Here is a 19,813-nt window from a genome sequence, read left to right on the forward strand (position 1 = left end):
GAAGACCCCACCATGAGCCTCGAACGCACGCTCACCGTCCGCGTCGAACGCATCTCGCGCGAGACGCCGGAAATCCTGGCCTTCGAGCTGGCCCACCCGTGGGGCCGCGCGCTGCCGGGCTACGAGGCCGGCGCGCACATCGACGTGCACATGCCCGGCGGCTTCTCGCGCCAGTACTCGCTGGCACGCGCGCCATCGAACGCCGTCTCGTCCTATGTGATCGGCGTGAAGCGCGAAGCCGAAAGCCGCGGTGGTTCGGCCTCGATGCACGAGCGCGTGCGCGAGGGCGACCTGCTGGCGATCAGCGCGCCGCGCAACACCTTCCCGCTGCGCGAAGAGGCCGGGCACCATCTGCTGATGGCCGGCGGCATCGGCATGACGCCGCTGCTGGCCATGGCGCAGGCGCTCGCGGCGCGCGGCGCATCGTTCACGCTGTGCGTGTTCGCGCGCGGCGAGGAGCACCTGGCCTTTGCCGACGCGCTGCACAACCCCGCGCTGGCGCCGCATCTGCGCCTGCACCTCGACCAGGGCGACGCCTCGCAACGCATCGACCTGCATGCGCTGCTGGCCGAGCGCGCGCCGAACACGCACCTGTATGTCTGCGGCCCCGGAGGTTTCATGAATGCGGTGCGCGAGGCGGCCGCGCACTGGCCCGAGGACACGCTGCACGCCGAATACTTCGCCGCGCCGACCGATGCGAACACGGGCACCGGCCTGCCGTTCACGCTGAGGCTCGCGCAGCGCGGCATCAGCGTGCCGGTGGCCGCCGACCAGACCGCCGTCGATGCGCTGCATGAAGTCGGCATCGACATCCCGGTGTCGTGCCAGCAGGGCCTGTGCGGCACCTGCGTGGTCGAGGGCGACGGCGAAGGCGCGGAGCACCGCGACTTCTGCCTCACGGGCAGCGAGCGGCGCCACAAGGTGGCCTTGTGCTGCTCGCGCGCCAAGGGCCGGGAACTGGTGCTTCAGCTGTGAGCATCGAAGAAAGCGACGGCGAGGCGCCCGCCACGCGCGGCCGCTCGCGCAAGTACACGCAGGTGCTCGGCCTCATCAACCAGGCCGCCATCGAGGTGTTCGCGAGCGAGGGGCTGGCCGGTGCATCGACCCAGGCCATTGCCGACAAGGCCGGGCTCTCGAAGGCGCAGCTGCACTACTACATCGAGAGCAAGGAAGCGCTCTACCGGCAGATCCTGCAGGACATCCTCAACGACTGGATCGTGGTGTTCGGCTTCGCCGACGAAGCCTTCGGCCCGCGCAAGGTGCTGGGCGACCTGATCCACCGCAAGATGGTGTTCTCCTTCGAGCACCCGCTGCGCTCGCGCATCTTCACCGCCGAAATGATGCGCGGGGCGCCGGTGCTCAACACCATGATGGACACGAGCAAGCAGCGCACCGACCAGGCCGCCGCCGTGATCCGGAACTGGATGAACCAGGGCCTGATGGACAAGGCCGACCCGATGCTGGTGCTGTTCCACATCTGGGCCGTGACGCAGTTCTATGCCGACCACGCCACCCAGGCCGCCTACTTCCGCAACGTGGCGCAGGACGGCGACGACAAGGACCGGCGCTACCTGATCGAGCAAGTGACCGAATTTCTGCTGAAAGGCGCAGGGGTCAAGTAGCGCGCTGCGGCAGGTACATGGTGGCCTCCACCTCCACCAGCACCTCGTCGCCCGGCAGGAAGCGCGACACCTCGACCACCGTGCTGACCGGCGGCTCGACCGGATAGAACAGGCCGCGCACGCGGTTGTAGAAGGCGTAGTGCGGCAGGTGGCGGAAGTACTGCACCAGCTTCACCACGTCTTCCATGGTGCCGCCGTGCTCGGCCGCGATCTGGCGGATGCGCTCGAGCACGAACCAGCTCTGCGCCACGATGGGCGCCTCGAAGATGTCGACCGACATCTGGCCCGTGGCATAGCCCAGGCCCTGCAGCGTCGTGCGGCCTTCCTCGGGAATGGCGTCGTAGCCGGCCACGGCGCGGCGCGTGGCCGGATCGACCGCGACCACGCCGCTCATGAAGACGAAATCGCCCACGCGCTTGGCGGCGGCGTAGTTGGCCATTGGCTTGCCCATGCTCATTGTTTTTGCTCCAGGATTGCTTGACCGCCACGGATCACGGTGCGCTGGCGCCCGCGCGGGCCGACGAGTTCATGTTCGCCGGTGGCCGCGAGCAGCACCAGGTCCGCCGGGCAGCCCGGCGCAATGCGCCCGTCCCACGCGAGACCCAGCGCCTTCGCGGGGCTGACGGTGATCGCATCGAACCATTCGCCCGCGGGCGCCAGGTGCGCCATCTGCACGCCAAGGCCGAAGGTTTCCAGAAGGTCGTAGCTGCCGTAGGGATAGAAGGCGTCCTGCACGTTGTCCGTTGCCAGGCTCACACGCAAGCCCCGTGCCGCCGCCTCGTGGATGCGCGTGATGCCGCGCGGCACGGGCGTGCGGTTCCAGGCGCCTTGAAGATACAGGTTGGTGGTCGGCAGCGCGACGATGTGGATGCCGGCGCCGGCACACAGCGCCAGCGTTTCGTTGGCGACGGCGTCGTCCTGCATGGCCAGCGAGCAGCAGTGGCCGCAGACCACGCCGCGCCGGAAGTCGCGCGCGCGCATCAGCTGCGCGATGCTGCGCAGGCCGCTCGCATCGGCGTCCAGGCCCTCGTCGACATGGAAGTCGAGGCCCAGGCCGTACTCCTGCGCGAGGTCGAACACGCGGCCCAGCTTGTGCACCAGGCCTTCGTTGCGATAGACGAAGGCACCCAGCGTGCCGCCCGCGCGCTTCACCTCGCGCGCAATGCGCTCGCCGGCCGCGAAATCGGCGAACAGGTCCAGCGGCGTGAGCGAGACGAACTGCAGCTCGATGCGGCCGCGCCATTCATGGCGCAAGGCCTCGAACACCGCCAGCGCGGCGGGCGGCTCGCCCTGCACCCAGTCGATGTGCGTGCGCAGCGCGCGCGTGCCCGATTGCCAGGCCTCACGCAGCGCGCGCTCCATGCGCGGTCGCAGCGTTTCGCCGGTCCAGCCCGCGCGGTGTTTCTCCATGCGTTCGATGGCCGCGAACAGGTTGCCCTCGGCCGCGCCGGCCTCCTGCACGGTGTAGTTCTTGTCGATGTGCGCATGCGCCTCGACCAGCGCACTCAGCAAGGTGCCGCGTGCATGCGCCTGCGACGCGCTCGGCACGACGGACTCGACCCTGTCGCCGGCCAGCGTGACGTCGAAGACCTGCGCATCGCCCGCGGCAAAGCCTCGCAGCCGCAGTGGAATGCGCAGCGACTCGAGCTTCATGCGCGCTGTTGCAACGCCCGCAGCCAGCCCAGCCCGGCCGAGGTGCCACCGGGTTCCGAGCCGCGCTTCGGCCGGTACTCGCAGCCGACCCAGCCCTGCCAGCCGCACTGCGCCGACACCTCGTCGATCACGTCGAACAGGTAGGGATAGTTCTGCTCGCCGATGTCGGGCTCGTGGCGCTCGGGCACGCCGGCAATCTGGATGTGGCCCACGCGGCCGGTGGGCAGGTACTTGCGGATCTTCATGGCCACGTCGCCCTCGACGATCTGGCAGTGGTAAAGGTCCATCTGCACCTTGAGGTTGGGCGCGCCCACCATGTCGACGATTTCGTGCGCATGGTCCTGTCGGTTCAGGAAGAAACGTGGAATGTCGCGCGTGTTGATGGGTTCGATCAGCACGTCGCGGCCGGCCTTGGCCGCCTCGGCGGCGGCCCAGCGCAGGTTGTCCACGTACGCGGGCTGCACGGCCTCGCGCTCCAGGCCTTCGGGCACCAGGCCCGCCATGACGTGGATGCGCGGGCAGTCGAGCGCCACCGCGTAGTCGATGGCGGTGGCAATGCCTGCGCGGAATTCGGCGTCGCGGCCAGGCAGGCACGCGAGGCCGCGCTCGCCGCGGTCCCAGTCGCCCGGGGGGGCGTTGAAGAGCACCTGCTGCAGGCCGTTGTCCTTCAGGCGGGCCGCGATCTGGCGGCGCTCGTAGGGGTAGGGGAAAAGATATTCGACGGCCTTGAAGCCGTCTTTCGCGGCGGCTTCGAAGCGGTCGAGGAAGTCGAGCTCCGGATAGAGCATCGAGAGGTTGGCTGCGAATTGGGGCATGGCGTGTTTTTACTACTACTGGCTACCAGCGCGCACCGAAGGTGCGGCGCAGTTCATCGATCTGTTCGTTGCCGAGCGGCTCGGGCCTGGCGGGGCCGGCGAGCAGCTGGAGTCTTGCGGTTTCCTCGAGTTCCTCGAGCACGGCCATGGCGGCGGCCGGGCTCTCGTGCCAGACATTGGGGCCGAGGCGTTCGAGCATCACCGCGCGAATGGGCGTGCCGGCCGCGCCCCGGCGCTCGATGGCCTGCGCCACCAGCTCGGCCGCTTCGGGCGCGCCCGGGCGGTGGTACGGAATGAGCGGCACGTGGCCCACCTTCATCACGAAATACGGCGTGAGCGCGGGCAGCAGTTCGTCGCCCGGTGCATTCGTCAGCGTGAGCGCGACGCAGTGCGTGCTGTGCGTGTGGATCACGCAGGCCGTGTGCGCATCGAAGCGGCGCGCGGCCGCGTAGATGCGCGTGTGCAGCGCGATGGTCTTGCTGGCGCGGTCGCCACCGGTCTGCTGGCCCTGCGCATCGAGTTTGGCCAGACGTCCCGGGTCGAGAAAGCCCAGGCAGGCATCGGTCGGCGTGATGAGAAAACCGTCGTCCAGCCGCATGCTGATGTTGCCGGCGGTGGCATGCACGTAGCCGCGCTCGAACAGGCTGCGGCCGACGCGGCAGATTTCTTCTCGGGCTTGGGTTTCTTTCATGTCAGTTCATTTGCCGTGCGTTGTTGGGATTGCATTCAGGACGTGTGCACAGGCCACCGGGTACTCCCCTGCGCGAATGTCCCCCGCCTTCGGCTCCTCCTTGATTTCGCTGCGGGGAGCACCCGATGCCCTGTGCACCTGGGCACGCTGCCGGTGAACCGCTGATCACCGACCGCTCTGTCCAACGCTCCCGTCGATGGGGTGCCTTGCGCAGCGAAATCAAGGGGGAGGCCGCAGGCCGGAGGACATTCGCTTCGCCGCATGCCCCGTCGGCGGGAGCACGCCCCGAAAGGACAAGTGCGCTAACACCGGAGTTGGACCTCATGCCAGCACTGTAAAGGCCTTGGTGAAGAAGTCGTCCCCTCCGAAGTTGCCCGACTTCAGCGCAATGTGCACAGGCAGGCCTTCAACATCCGTGCGCGCATGGCACCACGGCACCCCGGGATCGATCTGCGGACCGATCTGCATCTGCGCGATGCCCAGCGCCTGCACGCAGGCACCCGAGGTTTCGCCGCCCGCCACCACCAGCTGGCGCACACCCCGCTCGACCAGGCCGCGCGCAATGGCGGCAATGGTGCGCTCGACCATCGCGCCGGCTTCCCCGACGCCGAGCTTGCCCTGCACCGACTTCACGGCGCCAGCCTCGGCGGTGGAATAGACCAGCACCGGCTGCTTGCCAATCAGCGGCGCGGCCCAGGCCAGCGCCTCGGCCGCGACATCCACGCCCGCGGCAATGCGCAGCGGATCCACGGCCAGCGCCGCGCCACCGCGCTGGATGAAGTCGAGCACCTGCCGGTTGGTGGCCAGCGAGCAGCTGCCCGACACCACGGCGCGCAATCCGCCAGCCGCCGGCAACGCGCTGGCTTGCGACGACGGCGCGAGGCCGAAATTGGCCGGCAGCCCGATGGCCACGCCCGAGCCTGCCGTGACCAGCGGCATCTTCGCGAGCGCCGGGCCAAGGCGCAGCAGGTCGTCGTTCGACACCGCATCGACGATGGCGATCGACACGCCCTCGCCTTTGAGCTGCTCGATGCGCTCCGTGACGGCCGCCGCGCCGCGCGCCACCACCGCATGGTCGATCAGCCCCACCTTGCGCGTGCACTGCGCCTGCAGCACGCGCACGAGGTTCGGGTCGGTCATGGGCGTGAGCGGATGGTTCTGCATGCCGCTCTCGTTGAGCAGCACGTCGCCCGCGAACAGGTAGCCCTTGAACACGGTGCGCTTGTTGTCGGGGAAGGCGGGCGTGGCGATGGTGAAGTCGCACTTCAGCGCCTCCATCAGCGCCTCGGTCACCGGGCCGATGTTGCCCTGCGGCGTGCTGTCGAAGGTGGAGCAGTACTTGAAGTAGATCTGTTGCGCACCCTGCGCCTGCAGCCAGCGCAGCGCATCGAGCGATTGCGCGATGGCCTCGGCCGGTGCGATGGTGCGCGACTTGAGCGCAACCACCACCGCATCGACTTCCGCATCGAGCGGCGTGGCGGGCACGCCGATGGCCTGGACCACGCGCATGCCGGCCCGCACGAGGTTGTTGGCCAGGTCGGTGGCGCCTGTGAAATCGTCGGCAATGCAGCCGAGCACTAACTTGGCCATGGCTCAGTCCTTTGCTGCCACCGGCAGCTTCACCGCCTGCGGGTTCTCGCGCACGTAGTCGCGCAGGATGGCGTCGAAGCTTGCGTCGGCCTTCAGCCCCAGCGCCTCGGCGCGCGCCGCATGGATGCGGCTGGGCCAGCTGGTCACGATCTTCGCGATGGCCGCGTCGGGTTCCCAGTCGATCAGCCCGGTGGCGTCCTTGCCGGCGATGCGCTCGAGCGCATCGGCCATCTCGCGCACGGTGGTGGTCAGCGCCGGCAGGTTCACGGCGGTGCGTGCACCCCATTCGGCGGCGCTGGCCGTGGCCGCGCGCACGATGCCCGCGACGGTGTTGCCGGGCGATGCGAGCGCGACCGCGGTCTCGGGCGCGACGGGGCAGCGCGCGCGCTCACCGGCCAGCGGCTCGCGCAGCATGCCGCTCAGGAAGCTGGAGGCCGCGGCGTTGGGCCGGCCCGGCCGCACCGAGACCGTCATGAGCCGCACGTTGCGGCCCTGCACGAAGCCCTTGCGCGTGAAGTCGGCCACCAGCTGCTCGCCGATGAACTTCTGGATGCCGTAGCTGTTCTGCGGCGTGGGCAGCGTGGTGTCCTCGATCACCGCGGGCAGGCGCTGCTCGGGCGAATCGCCGAACACCGCCACCGAGCTGGAGAACACGAACACCGGCGCATGGCCCGCGCGCCGGCAGGCATCGAGCAGCGCACGCGTGGTGTCCAGGTTGCTGCGCATGCCCAGGTCGAAGTCGGCCTCGCATTCGCCGCTCACGGCCGCGGCCAGATGAAACACCGCGTGGGTGTCGGCCAGCGGCAGCGTGCCGTTGGCGGCCTGCTCGTACAGGTCGCCCGGCACGAACTGCACGCGGGCATCGGCCTGCAGGTCGGCGGGCGGCGCCACGCGGTCGGCCAGCGTGACGCGCGAGATGGGCTGGGCCGCGCCGCCGGCCAATGCCAGCGGGCCGCCTGCAAGCAGCGTGCGAGCGAGCCGCGCGCCGAGAAAGCCGCAGCCGCCGGTGATGAGGATGTTCATGGTGCTTGTCTTCCTTCTTCAGGCTTTCTTGTCAGGGGCCGGCAGTTCGATGCCGGGGAAAATCTTGATGACCGCGCTGTCGTCCTCGCGCGCGAAGCCCGCGGTGGACGCCTGCATGAACATCTGGTGCGCGGTGGACGACAGCGGCAGCGGAAACTTGCTGGCGCGCGCCACGTCGAGCACCAGGCCCAGGTCCTTCACGAAGATGTCGACGGCCGACAGCGGCGCGTAGTCGCCCGCCAGCACGTGCGCCATGCGGTTCTCGAACATCCAGCTGTTGCCCGCGCTGTGCGTGATGACCTCGTACAGCGCGGCCGGGTCCACGCCTTCGCGCAGGCCCAGCGCCATGGCCTCGGCGGCCGCGGCAATGTGCACCCCGGCCAGCAGCTGGTTGATGACCTTGACCTTGCTGCCCGCCCCGGCGCGGTCGCCCAGACGATAAACCTTGGCCGCCATGGCGTCGAGCACGGCGCCGGCCTTTGCGTAGGCCGCGGGGGTGCCCGCGGTCATCATCGTCATCTGGCCGCTCGCGGCCTTGGCGGCGCCGCCGGAGATCGGCGCGTCGAGGTACAGGATGCCCTGCGCGGCCAGGCGCGCCTCGAGCGCGACCGACCAGTTCGGGTCCACGGTGGAGCACATCACGAACAGGCTGCCGGGCTTCATCGACGCCGCGCAGCCGGGCGTGGCGGCGTCGCCGAACAGCACCGACTCGGTCTGCGCCGCGTTGACCACCACGGAAACCACGATGTCGCACTGCGCGCCGAGCGCGGCCAGCGTGTCGCAGGCCACGCCGCCGTCGCGCGCAAAGGCCTCGGCCACGTCCAAGCGCACGTCGAACACATGCGGCGCGTGGCCCGCGCGGCGCAGCGACTGCGCCATGCCGCTGCCCATGGCGCCGAGGCCCACGACGCCGACGACGGGTGTGTTGGTGTTGGAAGTCATGTGGGGGTTCTTTCGATCAACGGTTGACGAGTTGCTTGGGCGTGAGCCACACGCCGATGGCCCCGAGCACCAGCGCACCGGCCAGCACGTACATGCCGATCTGCGTGCTGCCCGTCAGGTCCTTGAGATAGCCGATGAGGTACGGGCTCGCGAAGCCCGCGAGGTTGCCCACCGAGTTGATGGCCGCAATGCCGGCCGCTGCCGCCGTGCCCGAGAGAAAGGCGGTGGGCAACGACCAGAAGAGCGGCGCGCAGGTCAGCACGCCGGCCGCGGCGAGCGAGAGGAATGCGAGCGACACGACCGTATTCTGCGTGTACGACGCGGCCACCGTGAAGCCCACCGCGCCCATCAGCGCGGGCACGATCAGGTGCCAGCGGCGCTCCTGCCGGCGGTCGGCGCTGCGGCCGAAGAGGTTCATCGCGACGATCGCGCAGATGAACGGAATGGCGCTCAGGAGCCCGATGTGCAGGTTGCCCTTCACGCCCGTGGCCTTGACCAGCGTGGGCAGCCAGAAGGTCAGCGCGTACTGGCCCATCACGAAGGCGAAGTAGATGAGCGCCATCCACCACACGCGCATGTCGCGGAACATGGCGGCCACCGAGTGCGGCCCCTTGGCGCCATGCGCCTGGTCGCGCTCGACCTCGCGCTGCAGCAGGCTCTTTTCTTCGGGCGAGAGCCAGCGCGCATGCTGGATGCCGTTGTCCAGGTAGAGCAGCACCATCACCCCCACGAGCACGGCCGGAACGGCTTCGATGATGAACATCCACTGCCAGCCCTGCATCGACGACACGCCGTGGAAGGCGTCCATGATCCAGCCCGACAGCGGATTGCCGAAGATGCCCGCCACCGGAATGGCCGACATGAAGACCGCGATGATGCGCGCGCGCCGGTGCGCCGGATACCAGTGGGTGAGGTACAGGATCACGCCGGGATAGAAGCCCGCTTCCGCCACGCCGAGCAAAAAGCGCAGGATGTAGAAGCTGGTCGGCGTTTCCACGAACACGAAGCATGCCGACAGCAAGCCCCAGGTGATCATGATCCGCGCAATCCAGATGCGTGCGCCCACGCGGCTGAGCAGCAGGTTGCTCGGCACCTCGAACAGGAAGTAGCCCAGGAAGAAGATGCCCGCGCCCAGGCCGAACACCGTTTCGCTGAAGCCCAGGTCCTGTCCCATCTGGAGCTTGGCAAAGCCCACGTTCACGCGGTCGAGGTAGGCGACCACATAGCACAGCATCAGGAAGGGAACGAGGCGCCAGAACACCTTGGCGTAGGCGCGCTTCTCGAGCGCGGCATCGGCGGACACGGGCATTGCGCCCGCCGGAAGGGTGGAGGAAGTCATGAAAAGGGTTGTCCCGCTTTGGATGAAAAAGAGGCCTTGCCACCGCTGGCTCGCGCGCGGTTGCCGCCTTATTTGTCAGGTCATCATACAAATTTGATTTCGGAGCTTTGCCTCGGGTAAACCCGAAGGCATCGCCGTCTGCGGCGCCTTTTTGGTTTCCTTGTGTGTCGCGGCTCAGCTGCCGACCGGCCAGCCTTCGACCAGCGGCCGCGCGAGCTGCGCGCCCTCCTGCTGCCAGAACGCGGGGTCGGCCTGCTCGATGCGGCGGATCGCGTTGTCCATGTGGGACTTGGCCGCCTCGCGGGCCCGCAGCGCATCGCCGGCCTCGATGGCCTCGACGATGCGGGCGTGCTCCTGCGCCACCTCGCGCGCGAAGTCGGCACGGCGCGCCTCGTTGGCGCGCGTGACGCGCGTGGCGCCGTGCAGGAACTGCCGCAGGTACTGCAGCGTGCCGATCAGGAACGGGTTGCGCGCGGCCTCGGCGATGGCGCTGTGAAAGCGCACGTCTTCCTCGGCGCCATTGCCGCCCGCGGCCACGGCCGCATGCAGCGCGTCGATGGCCGCGCGGATGCGCTGCACGTCGTCGGACGTGCGGCGCTCGGCCGCGAGCGCGGCCACCTCGGCCTCGAGCGCGCGGCGCAGTTCGACCATCTGGATCACCGCTTCGCGCGACGCCACGTGCGGCATCTCGAAGCGCAGCGGCTCCACGCCCGCGGCGCGCACGTACACGCCGCTGCCCTGGCGCGAATCGAGCAGCCCCAGCGACTTGAGCCGCGACACCGCCTCGCGCACCACCGTGCGGCTCACGCCGAACTGCGCGGCCAGCGCGCTCTCGGTCGGCAGGCGGTCGCCCTCGGACAGGCGCCCGCTGCGCACTTCGGCGGCCAATGCGTCGGCCACCTGGTCGGCGAGGCGGGCACCGGGAGCGATGGATTGGAAGCGGGCGGTCATGGGCGCGAAAGGGATGGGGCCTGCGACTCTAACGCAGGCCCGCGCGGCAAGGCACCGACAAGGCACCCCCCGGAAGACTCAGCCGAGTGCGTGCCGCGCCGCGTTCGCAATGCTCGCCGCATCCACCCCGAAGAACTCCCGCAGCGCCGCGCGCGTGTCGCTGCGCCCGAAGCCGTCGGTGCCCAGCGTGAGATAGCGACGGCCTCCGGGCAGGAAGGCGCGCACGCTCTCCGGCACTGCGCGCACGTAGTCGGTGGCGGCAACGATCGGGCCCTTGCCGGCGCCGAGCTGCTGCGCAATGAACGGCACGCCGACTTCCTTTTCGCCCGCGATGGCGCGCTTCTCGGAGGCCAGACCATCGCGCGCAAGCTCGCTCCAGCTCGTGACGCTGAACACCTCGGCCTCGATGCCTTCGTCGGCCAGCAACTGCGCGGCCTTGACGACTTCGGTGAGGATGGCGCCCGAGCCCATCAGCGTGACCTTCTTCTTCGCCTTGCCCGAGATTGGCCCATACACGCCGAAGCGGTAGCACCCGCGCAGGATGCCGGCCTCCGCGCCTTGCGGCACATCGGGCTGGGCGTAGTTCTCGTTCATGAGCGTGACGTAATAGAACACGTCCTTCTGCTCGACCAGCATCTCGCGGATGCCCGCATCGACGATCACCGCCATCTCGCCCGCAAAGGCGGGGTCGTAGGCCCTGCAGTTGGGAATGGTCGCGGCCACGAGGTGGCTGCTGCCGTCCTGGTGCTGCAGGCCTTCGCCGCCGAGCGTGGTGCGGCCCGAGGTGGCGCCCAGCAGGAAGCCGCGCGCGCGCTGGTCGGCCGCGGCCCAGATGGCGTCGCCCACGCGCTGGAAGCCGAACATCGAGTAGTAGATGTAGAAGGGCAGCATCGCGAGGCCGTGCACGCTGTAGCTGGTGGCCGCGGCCGTCCAGCTGGCGACGGCGCCGGCTTCGCTGATGCCTTCCTCGAGGATCTGGCCGTCGGTGGCTTCGCGGTAGCTCAGCACCGAGCCGATGTCCTCGGGCGCATAGCGCTGGCCCACGCTCGAATAGATGCCGACCTGCTTGAACAGGTTGGCCATGCCGAAGGTGCGCGCCTCGTCGGCCACGATGGGCACGATGCGCGGGCCCAGCGCCTTGTCCTTCAGCAGGTTGCCCAGCATGCGCACGAAGGCCATGGTGGTGCTCATTTCCTTGCCGGCCGCCGCGGTGGCGAACTGCGCGTAGCTCGCGATGTCGGGCTTGGGCACCGCCTCGCACGCGGTCTCGCGTCGCGGCATGGCACCGCCGAGTGCGGCGCGGTGGCTGCGCAGGTACTGCATCTCGGCGCTGTCTTCGGGCGGACGGTAGAAGTCCATCGCAATGGCTTGCGCATCGGTCAGCGGCAGGCTGAAGCGGTCGCGGAATTCCAGCAGGTCGACGTCGCCCATCTTCTTGTGCGAGTGGGTGGTCATCTTGCCCTGCGCGGCGCTGCCCATGCCGTAGCCCTTCTTGGTGTGGGCGAGGATCACGGTGGGCCGGCCCTTGTGGGCGGCAGCGGCGGCATAGGCCGCATGGATCTTCACGAGGTCGTGGCCGCCGCGCTTCAGGCGGTCGATCTGCTCGTCGGTCATGCCTTCGGCCAGGCGCGCGAGCTCGGGGTTCTGGCCGAAGAAGTTGTCGCGGTTGAAGCGGCCGTCCTTGGCCGCGAAGGTCTGCATCTGGCCGTCGACGGTTTCGGCGAACACGCGCGCCAGCGCACCACTGGCGTCCTGCGCGAAGAGGCCGTCCCAGTCGCTGCCCCAGACCAGCTTGATGACGTTCCAGCCCGCGCCGGCGAAGAGCTTTTCGAGCTCGTCGATGATGCGGCCGTTGCCGCGCACCGGGCCGTCCAGGCGCTGCAGGTTGCAGTTGACGACCCACACGAGGTTGTCGAGCTTCTCGCGCGCGGCCAGCGTCAGGGCGCTCATCGATTCGGGCTCGTCCATCTCGCCGTCGCCGAACACGCCCCACACTTTCCGCCCTTCGCAGTCGAGCAGGTTGCGGTGCGTGAGGTAGCGCATGAAGCGCGCGTGATAGATCGAGCTGATGGGGCCGATGCCCATCGAGCCGGTCGGGAACTGCCAGAAGTCCGGCATCAGGTACGGATGCGGATAGCTGCTGAGGCCGCGCGCGCCGCTGCCTTCGGTGAATGCGGGCGCTGTCAGTTCCTGGCGATAGTGCTTCAGGTCTTCTTCGCCGAGGCGGCCTTCGAGGTAGGCACGCGCATAGACGCCGGGTGCGCTGTGCGGCTGGAAGAACACGAGGTCGCCGCGGTGCGCACCTTCGCCCGAGTCCTTGCGCGCGTGGAAGAAATGGTTGAAGCCCGTCTCGAACAGATCGGCCGCGCTCGCATAGCTGGCGATATGGCCGCCGAGCTCGCCATAGGCCTGGTTGGCCCTGGCCACCATCGCGAGCGCGTTCCACCGCATCAGGGAGGCGAGCTTTTCCTCGACCGCGAGGTCGCCCGGGAACGGCGGCTGGTCTTCCACGGCAATGGTGTTGACGTAAGGCGTCGCGAGCTCGGGCTGCCAGCCGATGCGTTGCTGCCGCGCAAGGCGGGCGAGCTCCGCCAGCATCTGCCGGGCGCGCTGGGGCCCGTGCGCCTGGGCCAGCGCCAGGAAGGCGTCGCGCCATTCGGCGGTCTCTGCGGGATCGGGGTCGTGCGAGAGCGGCGTGTCGAGCAGCAGCGCGCGCATCTGGTCGGCGGAAATCGGGGCGTTCATGCCGGCACTTTAGGCCGCCCTGCGACAAATTAGCTACCGGTGCAGCCAATCCCATGCGAGCATCGCAGCATAAAATTCCGGCAATTCTTTATTTGGCGGCATTTCATGCAACTGGACACGATCGACCTGCGCATCCTTGACGAGCTGCAGCGCGACGGCGCACTGTCGAACGTGGAACTGGCGCGGCGCGTGCACCTCTCGCCCTCCCCGTGCCTCGCGCGCGTGAAGATGCTCGAGGCGAATGGCGTGATCGACCGTTATGTGGCGCTCGCAAGCGCCAAGGCGCTGGGCCTGGGGCTCAACGTGTTCATCTCGATCAGCCTCACGACGCAGAGCAAGCAGTCGCTCGCCGACTTCGAGCAGCGCATTGCCGAGCATGACGAGGTGATGGAGTGCTACCTGATGACGGGCGACAGCGACTACCTGATCCGCATCGCGGTGGCCGACATGGCGGCACTGGAGAAGTTCATCCTGGAACAGCTCACGCCGATTCCGGGCATCGAGAAGATCCGGTCGAGCTTTGCGCTCAAGCAGGTCAGATACAAAACGGCGCTGCCGTTGCCGGGAGCGCCGCTTCAGTTCAAAGGGTGAGCCAGCCACCCGCGTGGGCGGCCTGGTTCATCGCCGGCCGTCGTCAGCTGCCGATGCGTCCGCCGTCATCCTTGGTGATGACGATGGTTGCCGAGCGCGGGCGCTTGCCTGCACCATAGCCCGCATTGGAAGGCCACTGGCTGGTGTACTTCGAGGGATCCGTCAGGTCGGCTTGCTTGGTGCTTTCGCCCGGGTGCTGGATGTTGACGAAGATCGCCTTGCCGTCCGGCGTTTCGCAGAGGCCGGTGAGCTCGCAGCTCGAAGGGCCTACCAGGAAGCGCTTGAGCGTGTCCGCCGTCGGCTGCTTGCCGATCATGGTGTCGACCGTGTACTGCGTGCTGTCCGCGCGCTGGTAGGTCAGCGTCTTCTTGGCGCCGTCGCCGACCTGGCCCGGCAGCGCGGCCAGCATCATGCAGTTGGTCACGTCGGTGTAGGCGCCGTCGTCGGTCTGGATCCAGCAGATGCCGGTCGAGCGGCTGAACACCAGGCCGTCGGGGCTGGAGAAGTCCTGGTCGGCTGTGAGCTTCGAGAGATTGACCGTGTCGGCATTGGCGCCCGACTCGGCGCCGAAGGCGTAGACGTCCCAGCGGAAGCTGGTGCTCGCCGGATTGCCGCCAGCATCGGCCATGCGCAGGATGTGGCCGTTCGGATTGCCGGATTGCGCCGTCGCGCCCTTGAAGTCGGTGTAGACACGCGGATTGGCCGGATCGGGGGCCAGCTGCGAGGACGAGGCCGGCTCGATGCGCCGGTTGCTATTGTTGGTCAGCGTGAGGTAGACCTCGCCGTTGGCCGGGTTGGTGGCGCACCACTCGGGGCGGTCCATCTTGGTGGCGCCCGCGGCGTCGGCGGCGAGGCGCGCGTTGACCACCACGTCGGCCAGGTTCGCAAACGAATAGCCGGCAAAGCCCGCCACCGCCGGGTTCGACAGCGACAGCTCCAGCCAGGTGCCCGCGCCGTCGGCATCGAAGCGCGCCACGTAGAGCGTGCCCTGGTCGAGGTACTTGGCGCCGGTGGCGAGCGGATCGGCCGGGTTGGCATCGGCCTCGGACCAGACCGCGTCGGAAACGAACTTGTAGAAGTACTCGTTGCGCGCATCGTCGCCCATGTAGCAGGCCACCTTCTGGCCCGCGACCGGCTTGCTGAAGGCGATGCTCTCGTGCGCATAGCGGCCCAGTGCGGTGCGCTTGACGCCCAGCTTCGACTTGTTGTACGGGTCGAACTCGACGACGAAGCCCATGCCGTTCATCTCGTTGCGGTAGTCATCCGTGCCGTCGACGGAAGCACCGGTCTTGCTGATGTTCCAGCGCTGGTACTTGTCGTCAGCGCCGCCGGTTTCCCAGCCGTGGCGGCTGGTCGCGCCGGCGTTGCGGCCGTAGCGCTTGAGCGAGGTCACGCTCTTATCGTTGCCGCGCGCGGCATCGTCGCCTGCGGCGCGGGTGAAGTAGCCGAACCAGTTCTCCTCGCCGGTGAGGAAGGTGCCCCACGGCGTCTTGCCGGTGCCGCAGTTGTTGAGCGTGCCGCGCGTCTTCACGCCTGTGGGCGAGTACTTGGTCTTCATCAGCGCGTCGCCCTTCGCGGGGCCGGCGATGTCGATCTCGGTCAAGGGCGTGACGCGGCGGTTGAAGGCCGAATCCTGGATGTAGCTCCATTTGCCGGCGCCGTCCTTGCGCACTTCGAGGACCGCGATGCCGTGAACGGCAGTTTCCTTGTCCACTTCCGCTGCCGGGCGAGGCAGTGTGGTGGTGCCGCCGTTGGCGTGCAGGAAGAACGAGGAAAGCGTTTCGTCGGTGGTTGCCTCATGGTTCACCGCGAGCAGGCCGCGATCGATGCTCGAGTCGGAGCGCTTGCCGTCGGCGCCCAGGCCGAACCACTCCATGCCGTCGTGGTGGTCGCCGCCGCGGTTCTCGAAGCCGGTGTCGGTGCCGTCGTTGGCATAGGCCGGCGTGGCGCCGGTCAAGGGATCGCCCAGGGCATACAAGACACTGGCGCTGTAGCCGGCGGGAATGAGCACGCTGTCGGCCAGGCTCTTGGATACGGCGCCGAAGCCCAGGAGTTTCTCGGTCGGTCCGGGCGCAGGTCCGGGGGCTGGTGCAGGTGCCGGCGCAGGTGCCGGGGGAATGATGGGGAATGCCACGCCGCCGCCACTGCCGCCGCCGCAGGCAGTCAGCACGGCAGAGCCGACGCCGCCCAGCAGCAGGCCGCGCCGGTTGAGCCGGCTGGTCAGCACGCTGTCGAATGTGGGATTGGCGGATCGGTTGGAGTCTTCGTCGTTGAAATCAATGCGGTCTGACATGGAGGATCTCGTGGGGTATTGGAAAAAAAACACCCCATGCTAGAAACCGCCCATGACATCGCCGTGAATACGGAATGACAGTCTGCTTACTTCCTAAGTCTTACTGCTTGGGCCACAGCGCCCACAGGCGCAGCGGCTGGTTCATGCTGGCGGCAAGGCGCCCCGCATCGGCACCGGTGCCGGCAAAGTAGTCCGCGCGCACGGCCCCCAGGATGGCGCTGCCGGTGTCCTGCGCCACCACCAGCTTCTGCAGCTGCGCCGCCGGCCCGCTCGACGCGAGCCAGACCGGCGTGCCGTACGGAATGCTCTCGCGGTCGACCGCAATGGAGCGCCCCGCCGTCAGCGGCACGCCCTGCGCGCCGCGCGGGCCGAAGGCAGCGTCGAGCTCGCTCATGGTTTCCTCGCGGAAGAACACATAGCGCGGATTGCTCCACAGCAGCTGCGTCACGCGCTGCGGGTTCTGCGCGGCCCATGCCTTGGTGTCGTCGGGCCACTTGCCGACCTTGGCCACGCCCTGGGCGATCAGCCATTGCTGCACGCTCTTGTACGGCTGCTCGTTGGTGGCCGAGAACGCCACGCGCACGGTGCGCTGGATGCCGTTGGCCTCGGTGATGCGAAGGCGCCCGGAGCCCTGGATGTGCAGCATCAGCGCGTCGATGGGGTCGGCCATCCATGCGATCTCGCGGCCGCGCAGCGCGGCCTGGGCTTCGGGCAGGGTTTCGATTTCCTGCCGGGTGTACCAGGGCCGGCGCGGGACCAGTCCGTCCGGCGCCTGGTAGATCGGAACGCTGAAAGTGGCAGTGGGCACGCGCGAAGCTTCGTACACCGGCTCGTAGTAGCTCGTGAGCTTGCCTTCGCTCGAGCCCGCGAGCGACTCGACGCGATAGGGCTGCAGCCTGTCGGTCATCCACTGGCGCTGCTCCTCCGGCGTGGCGATGGCCAGCTGGCGCACGTCGCGGCACAGCGGCGCAAAGGCGGCGTTGGGCCGCGCGCAATTGGCGAGCAGCGCAATCCAGGCTTCGTGCAGCGGGTCGTCGCCGAAACCCGGCAGCTCGGACCAGCCGACGGGCACCCACCGGCTCTTGGGATGGGCCAGCGAACCGGTCAGCGGTCCGAGGTCGCGCGGCGGCGTAACGTCGGCGCGGGGTGGCGTGTCGGGCGCGCGCGGGGCGATCGAGCAGCCGGCCAGCGTTGTTACGATCGCGAGCCCAACCAGCCACTGGAGTCCATTTCTCATGGGTTTGATTTTGCTTGAAGCCCTTGGGGCCGGACTCGTGTTCATATTGATCGTCTGGTGGACCATGTTTTCCGGTCGAAAAAAGGGCGAACTGCACGACGACGAAGCCGCCGATGGCAACGGAGCCGACGAAAAGACCGATCGCCCGCCCGAAGCGTGAATTACTTGCGTAGCCAGAAGCCGCAGCGGAATGTCGGAGAACAGGCCATCAGCTATTACTTTAGTAGCAATCATCGCAGCATTCACGGGCCTTTGGAGAAAGTTTTCTTCTTTCCTGCAAGCTGGGAAGGCCGTACCATCGCGTGCTTGCCGAGGCTAAGCTGTGGCCCGCCTGATTCAACCTTGAAAGGGATTGCCATGAAAAAGTTTGTACTCGCCACCACCGCTGCCGCCCTCGTCCTGTCCGGCTGCGCCGGCGGCATGACCGACACCCAGCGCAACACCGGCATCGGCGCCGGCATCGGCGCACTGGGCGGCGCGGCCATCGGCTCCGCCACCGGCGGCAACCGCGGCGCCATCGGCACGGGTGCCGTGGTCGGCGCCGCAGCCGGCGCGCTCGGCGGCTACCTGTGGTCGCAGCGCATGGAAAACCAGAAGCGCCAGATGGAAGCCGCCACCCAGGGCACCGGCGTGGCCGTGACGCAAACCCCGAACAACGAGCTCAAGCTCGCGATCCCGAGCGACGTCTCCTTCGACGTGGGCCGCGCCAACATCAAGCCCAACTTCGCGCCGGTGCTCGACCAGTTCGCGAGCGGCCTGCGCAACAACCCGAACGCCGAGGTGCGCATCATCGGCCACACCGACAGCACCGGCTCGGACGCCATCAACAACCCGCTGTCGGTCGACCGCGCCGCAAGCACGCGCGACTACCTGGTGGCGCGCGGCGTGAGTGCCGCGGCCTTCCGCATCGAGGGACGCGGTTCGCACGAACCGGTGGCCGACAACAACAGCGATGCCGGCCGGGCGCAGAACCGCCGCGTCGAAATCTACGTGGGCGAGCGCGCGCCGCGGGGCTGACCGGATCATTGGACAAATAAATAAATAAATAAAAAGAAAGCCGGCCGTGCGGGAGCGGCCGGCGCCCATCGTCATCGTTTCATGTTCACAAAGAGGGAAAAACTCATGAGGAAGCTTGTTGTTTCGGGTGCGGCTGCGGCCGCATTGTTCGTTGTGGGGTGCGCCTCGCAATCGCCCGCGCCGGAATCGGCCGCCGCGCCGGCCGCCCAGGCGGCTGCGCCAGCCAACAGCTGGACCACGCGCCTGGCGGCGCTCAAGACCGAGCTGGAAAATTCGACCAAGGGCACGGGCGTGGTGATCGAGCAGACCGCGGACAACCAGCTGCATTTCGTGGTTCCCAACGAACTGTCGTTCGACGTGGGCCGCGCCAACGTGAAGCGCAACCTGGCCCAGGTGCTCGACAAGGTGGCCGAAGGCCTGCGCAGTGCCGCCGCGGCCAGCGTGCGCGTGGTGGGCCACACCGACAACACCGGCAGCGAGGAAGGCAACGAGCGCCTCTCGGTGAGCCGCGCCGACAGCGTGCGCAACCACCTGGTGAGCCGCGGCGTCTCGACCACGGCCATCACCACCGATGGCCGCGGCTCGCGCGAACCGCTGGCCGACAACAGCACGCCGGCAGGCCGGGCCCAGAACCGCCGCGTCGAGATCTTCGTGGCGGAAAAGGTCTGATCTCCTAGAGATCCCGCAGGCGGTTGGCCAGCTCGACCGCCGATTTCACTTCCATCTTGTCGAACACGCGCGCGCGGTGGACCTCCACCGTGCGCACGCTGATCGCCAGCTGATCGGCAATCAGCTTGTTCGGCAGGCCCTCGACCACGAGCCGCATCACGTCGCGCTCGCGGTCGGTGAGTTCGGCGATGCGGCCGGCCAGGCCACGCCGCACGCGCCGCACCTCCAGCGCCCGCAGCGAAGCGCCCAGCGCCTGCTCGAGGCGGTCGACCAGGGCGTTGTCGGAGAACGGCTTCTCGCAGAAGTCGAAGGCACCCCGCTTCACCGCATCCACCGCCGTCGGCACATCGGCATGGCCGGTCAGGAAGATCACCGGCATGGCGTCCAGCAGGCCGCGCTCCGCGAGGCGGTCGAACAGCACCAGGCCGCTGGTGCCGGGCATGCGCACGTCCAGCAGCAGGCACAGCGGCTGCTCGGGCAGCGGGCCTTCGGCCAGGCGCAGCTCGAAGGCCTCGGCACTCGCGAAGTGCTCGCTCTCGAGGCGGCGCGAACGCAGCAGCCAGGCCAGCGCCTCGCGCACGCTGGCGTCGTCGTCCACGATGAAGATCAGACCGTCGATCAGCGGTTGCATTTCA

19 protein-coding genes are annotated in these 19,813 nt (G+C 68.4%); 6 read left to right on the plus strand and 13 right to left on the minus strand.

All coding sequences use genetic code 11. The features are described from left to right. Window positions 1–12 precede the first annotated feature (12 nt). The gene (locus VAPA_RS26190) at window positions 13–975 is read left to right on the plus strand and encodes a PDR/VanB family oxidoreductase (protein ID WP_021013006.1); all 963 of its coding nucleotides are present in this window, start codon (window positions 13–15) and stop codon (window positions 973–975) included. Further along, entirely contained in the window at window positions 972–1,622 is a 651-nt protein-coding gene (locus VAPA_RS26195) for a TetR family transcriptional regulator C-terminal domain-containing protein (RefSeq protein ID WP_021013007.1), read from the plus strand. Before VAPA_RS26190 ends, VAPA_RS26195 begins: the two co-directional genes overlap by 4 nt. Here VAPA_RS26195 and VAPA_RS26200 read toward each other — a convergent pair. The 10 genes from VAPA_RS26200 to mdeB all read right to left on the minus strand — a co-directional run bounded on the left by VAPA_RS26200 (window position 1,615) and on the right by mdeB (window position 13,371). Then, complete coding sequence (locus tag VAPA_RS26200; protein ID WP_021013008.1) at window positions 1,615–2,079, minus strand: RidA family protein; 465 nt, start codon at window positions 2,077–2,079, stop codon at window positions 1,615–1,617. The two genes, VAPA_RS26195 and VAPA_RS26200, sit on opposite strands and share 8 nt — an antisense overlap. Beyond that, window positions 2,076–3,275: an amidohydrolase family protein gene (locus VAPA_RS26205; protein ID WP_021013009.1), complete on the minus strand. Its 1,200-nt coding sequence runs from the start codon at window positions 3,273–3,275 to the stop codon at window positions 2,076–2,078. The genes VAPA_RS26200 and VAPA_RS26205 overlap by 4 nt, the downstream gene beginning before the upstream one ends. After that, window positions 3,272–4,090 carry a 2-oxo-tetronate isomerase gene (gene otnI / locus VAPA_RS26210; protein ID WP_021013010.1) on the minus strand — a complete coding sequence of 273 codons (819 nt, stop codon included), beginning with the start codon at window positions 4,088–4,090 and terminating at the stop codon, window positions 3,272–3,274. Before otnI ends, VAPA_RS26205 begins: the two co-directional genes overlap by 4 nt. Window positions 4,091–4,112: 22 nt before the next feature. Beyond that, window positions 4,113–4,781 carry a class II aldolase/adducin family protein gene (locus VAPA_RS26215; RefSeq protein ID WP_021013011.1) on the minus strand — a complete coding sequence of 223 codons (669 nt, stop codon included), beginning with the start codon at window positions 4,779–4,781 and terminating at the stop codon, window positions 4,113–4,115. Window positions 4,782–5,102: 321 nt separating this feature from the next. After that, the gene (otnK, locus tag VAPA_RS26220) at window positions 5,103–6,371 is read right to left on the minus strand and encodes a 3-oxo-tetronate kinase (protein WP_021013012.1); all 1,269 of its coding nucleotides are present in this window, start codon (window positions 6,369–6,371) and stop codon (window positions 5,103–5,105) included. 3 nt (window positions 6,372–6,374) lie between these two features. Next, window positions 6,375–7,394 carry a D-erythronate dehydrogenase gene (gene denD / locus VAPA_RS26225; RefSeq protein WP_021013013.1) on the minus strand — a complete coding sequence of 340 codons (1,020 nt, stop codon included), beginning with the start codon at window positions 7,392–7,394 and terminating at the stop codon, window positions 6,375–6,377. An 18-nt stretch (window positions 7,395–7,412) separates the two neighbouring features. Continuing rightward, window positions 7,413–8,414: an L-threonate dehydrogenase gene (gene ltnD / locus VAPA_RS26230; RefSeq protein WP_268977787.1), complete on the minus strand. Its 1,002-nt coding sequence runs from the start codon at window positions 8,412–8,414 to the stop codon at window positions 7,413–7,415. Then, on the minus strand, window positions 8,353–9,675 hold the full coding sequence (locus VAPA_RS26235) for an MFS transporter (RefSeq protein WP_021013015.1): 1,323 nt from the start codon (window positions 9,673–9,675) through the stop codon (window positions 8,353–8,355). Before VAPA_RS26235 ends, ltnD begins: the two co-directional genes overlap by 62 nt. Window positions 9,676–9,849: 174 nt before the next feature. Beyond that, window positions 9,850–10,626: a FadR/GntR family transcriptional regulator gene (locus VAPA_RS26240; RefSeq protein WP_021013016.1), complete on the minus strand. Its 777-nt coding sequence runs from the start codon at window positions 10,624–10,626 to the stop codon at window positions 9,850–9,852. 78 nt (window positions 10,627–10,704) lie between these two features. After that, window positions 10,705–13,371, minus strand: coding sequence for an alpha-ketoglutarate dehydrogenase (gene mdeB / locus VAPA_RS26245; RefSeq protein ID WP_021013017.1), 2,667 nt, complete (start codon window positions 13,369–13,371; stop codon window positions 10,705–10,707). A 105-nt stretch (window positions 13,372–13,476) separates the two neighbouring features. Between mdeB and VAPA_RS26250 the strand changes: the two genes are divergently transcribed. After that, a complete protein-coding gene (locus VAPA_RS26250) occupies window positions 13,477–13,962 on the plus strand; it encodes an Lrp/AsnC family transcriptional regulator (RefSeq protein WP_021013018.1) in 486 nt (161 codons plus the stop codon). Between the two features lie 43 nt (window positions 13,963–14,005). Here VAPA_RS26250 and VAPA_RS26255 read toward each other — a convergent pair whose 3' ends face one another. After that, complete coding sequence (locus tag VAPA_RS26255) at window positions 14,006–16,255, minus strand: PhoX family protein (protein WP_021013019.1); 2,250 nt, start codon at window positions 16,253–16,255, stop codon at window positions 14,006–14,008. A 100-nt stretch (window positions 16,256–16,355) separates the two neighbouring features. Continuing rightward, on the minus strand, window positions 16,356–17,492 hold the full coding sequence (mltA, locus tag VAPA_RS26260; protein WP_041946257.1) for a murein transglycosylase A: 1,137 nt from the start codon (window positions 17,490–17,492) through the stop codon (window positions 16,356–16,358). Between mltA and VAPA_RS34935 the strand changes: the two genes are divergently transcribed. From VAPA_RS34935 to VAPA_RS26270, 3 genes are all read left to right on the plus strand, one after another. After that, window positions 17,491–17,652, plus strand: a complete 162-nt coding sequence (locus VAPA_RS34935; protein WP_196232531.1) for a hypothetical protein — start codon at window positions 17,491–17,493, stop codon at window positions 17,650–17,652. The two genes, mltA and VAPA_RS34935, sit on opposite strands and share 2 nt — an antisense overlap. A 197-nt stretch (window positions 17,653–17,849) precedes the next feature. Next, on the plus strand, window positions 17,850–18,509 hold the full coding sequence (locus VAPA_RS26265; RefSeq protein WP_021013021.1) for an OmpA family protein: 660 nt from the start codon (window positions 17,850–17,852) through the stop codon (window positions 18,507–18,509). Between the two features lie 105 nt (window positions 18,510–18,614). Beyond that, window positions 18,615–19,178 carry an OmpA family protein gene (locus tag VAPA_RS26270; protein WP_021013022.1) on the plus strand — a complete coding sequence of 188 codons (564 nt, stop codon included), beginning with the start codon at window positions 18,615–18,617 and terminating at the stop codon, window positions 19,176–19,178. A gap of 4 nt (window positions 19,179–19,182) precedes the next feature. Here VAPA_RS26270 and VAPA_RS26275 read toward each other — a convergent pair whose 3' ends face one another. Next, window positions 19,183–19,809: a response regulator transcription factor gene (locus VAPA_RS26275; RefSeq protein WP_021013023.1), complete on the minus strand. Its 627-nt coding sequence runs from the start codon at window positions 19,807–19,809 to the stop codon at window positions 19,183–19,185. Window positions 19,810–19,813: the final 4 nt, after the last annotated feature.

The organism is Variovorax paradoxus B4 (assembly GCF_000463015.1).
GTDB classification, from domain to species: Bacteria; Pseudomonadota; Gammaproteobacteria; order Burkholderiales; family Burkholderiaceae_C; genus Variovorax; species Variovorax paradoxus_E.

What these genes read in the sequence shown, in the direction of transcription:
- VAPA_RS26190 (WP_021013006.1), top strand. Translation starts at nt 13, where the DNA reads ATGAGCCTCGAACGCACGCTCACCGTCCGCGTCGAACGCATCTCGCGC.
- VAPA_RS26200 (WP_021013008.1), bottom strand. Translation starts at nt 2,079, where the DNA reads ATGAGCATGGGCAAGCCAATGGCCAACTACGCCGCCGCCAAGCGCGTG.
- VAPA_RS26205 (WP_021013009.1), bottom strand. Translation starts at nt 3,275, where the DNA reads ATGAAGCTCGAGTCGCTGCGCATTCCACTGCGGCTGCGAGGCTTTGCC.
- otnI (WP_021013010.1), bottom strand. Translation starts at nt 4,090, where the DNA reads ATGCCCCAATTCGCAGCCAACCTCTCGATGCTCTATCCGGAGCTCGAC.
- VAPA_RS26215 (WP_021013011.1), bottom strand. Translation starts at nt 4,781, where the DNA reads ATGAAAGAAACCCAAGCCCGAGAAGAAATCTGCCGCGTCGGCCGCAGC.
- otnK (WP_021013012.1), bottom strand. Translation starts at nt 6,371, where the DNA reads ATGGCCAAGTTAGTGCTCGGCTGCATTGCCGACGATTTCACAGGCGCC.
- denD (WP_021013013.1), bottom strand. Translation starts at nt 7,394, where the DNA reads ATGAACATCCTCATCACCGGCGGCTGCGGCTTTCTCGGCGCGCGGCTC.
- VAPA_RS26235 (WP_021013015.1), bottom strand. Translation starts at nt 9,675, where the DNA reads ATGACTTCCTCCACCCTTCCGGCGGGCGCAATGCCCGTGTCCGCCGAT.
- VAPA_RS26240 (WP_021013016.1), bottom strand. Translation starts at nt 10,626, where the DNA reads ATGACCGCCCGCTTCCAATCCATCGCTCCCGGTGCCCGCCTCGCCGAC.
- mdeB (WP_021013017.1), bottom strand. Translation starts at nt 13,371, where the DNA reads ATGAACGCCCCGATTTCCGCCGACCAGATGCGCGCGCTGCTGCTCGAC.
- VAPA_RS26250 (WP_021013018.1), top strand. Translation starts at nt 13,477, where the DNA reads ATGCAACTGGACACGATCGACCTGCGCATCCTTGACGAGCTGCAGCGC.
- VAPA_RS26255 (WP_021013019.1), bottom strand. Translation starts at nt 16,255, where the DNA reads ATGTCAGACCGCATTGATTTCAACGACGAAGACTCCAACCGATCCGCC.
- VAPA_RS34935 (WP_196232531.1), top strand. Translation starts at nt 17,491, where the DNA reads ATGGGTTTGATTTTGCTTGAAGCCCTTGGGGCCGGACTCGTGTTCATA.
- mltA (WP_041946257.1), bottom strand. Translation starts at nt 17,492, where the DNA reads ATGAGAAATGGACTCCAGTGGCTGGTTGGGCTCGCGATCGTAACAACG.
- VAPA_RS26265 (WP_021013021.1), top strand. Translation starts at nt 17,850, where the DNA reads ATGAAAAAGTTTGTACTCGCCACCACCGCTGCCGCCCTCGTCCTGTCC.
- VAPA_RS26270 (WP_021013022.1), top strand. Translation starts at nt 18,615, where the DNA reads ATGAGGAAGCTTGTTGTTTCGGGTGCGGCTGCGGCCGCATTGTTCGTT.
- VAPA_RS26275 (WP_021013023.1), bottom strand. Translation starts at nt 19,809, where the DNA reads ATGCAACCGCTGATCGACGGTCTGATCTTCATCGTGGACGACGACGCC.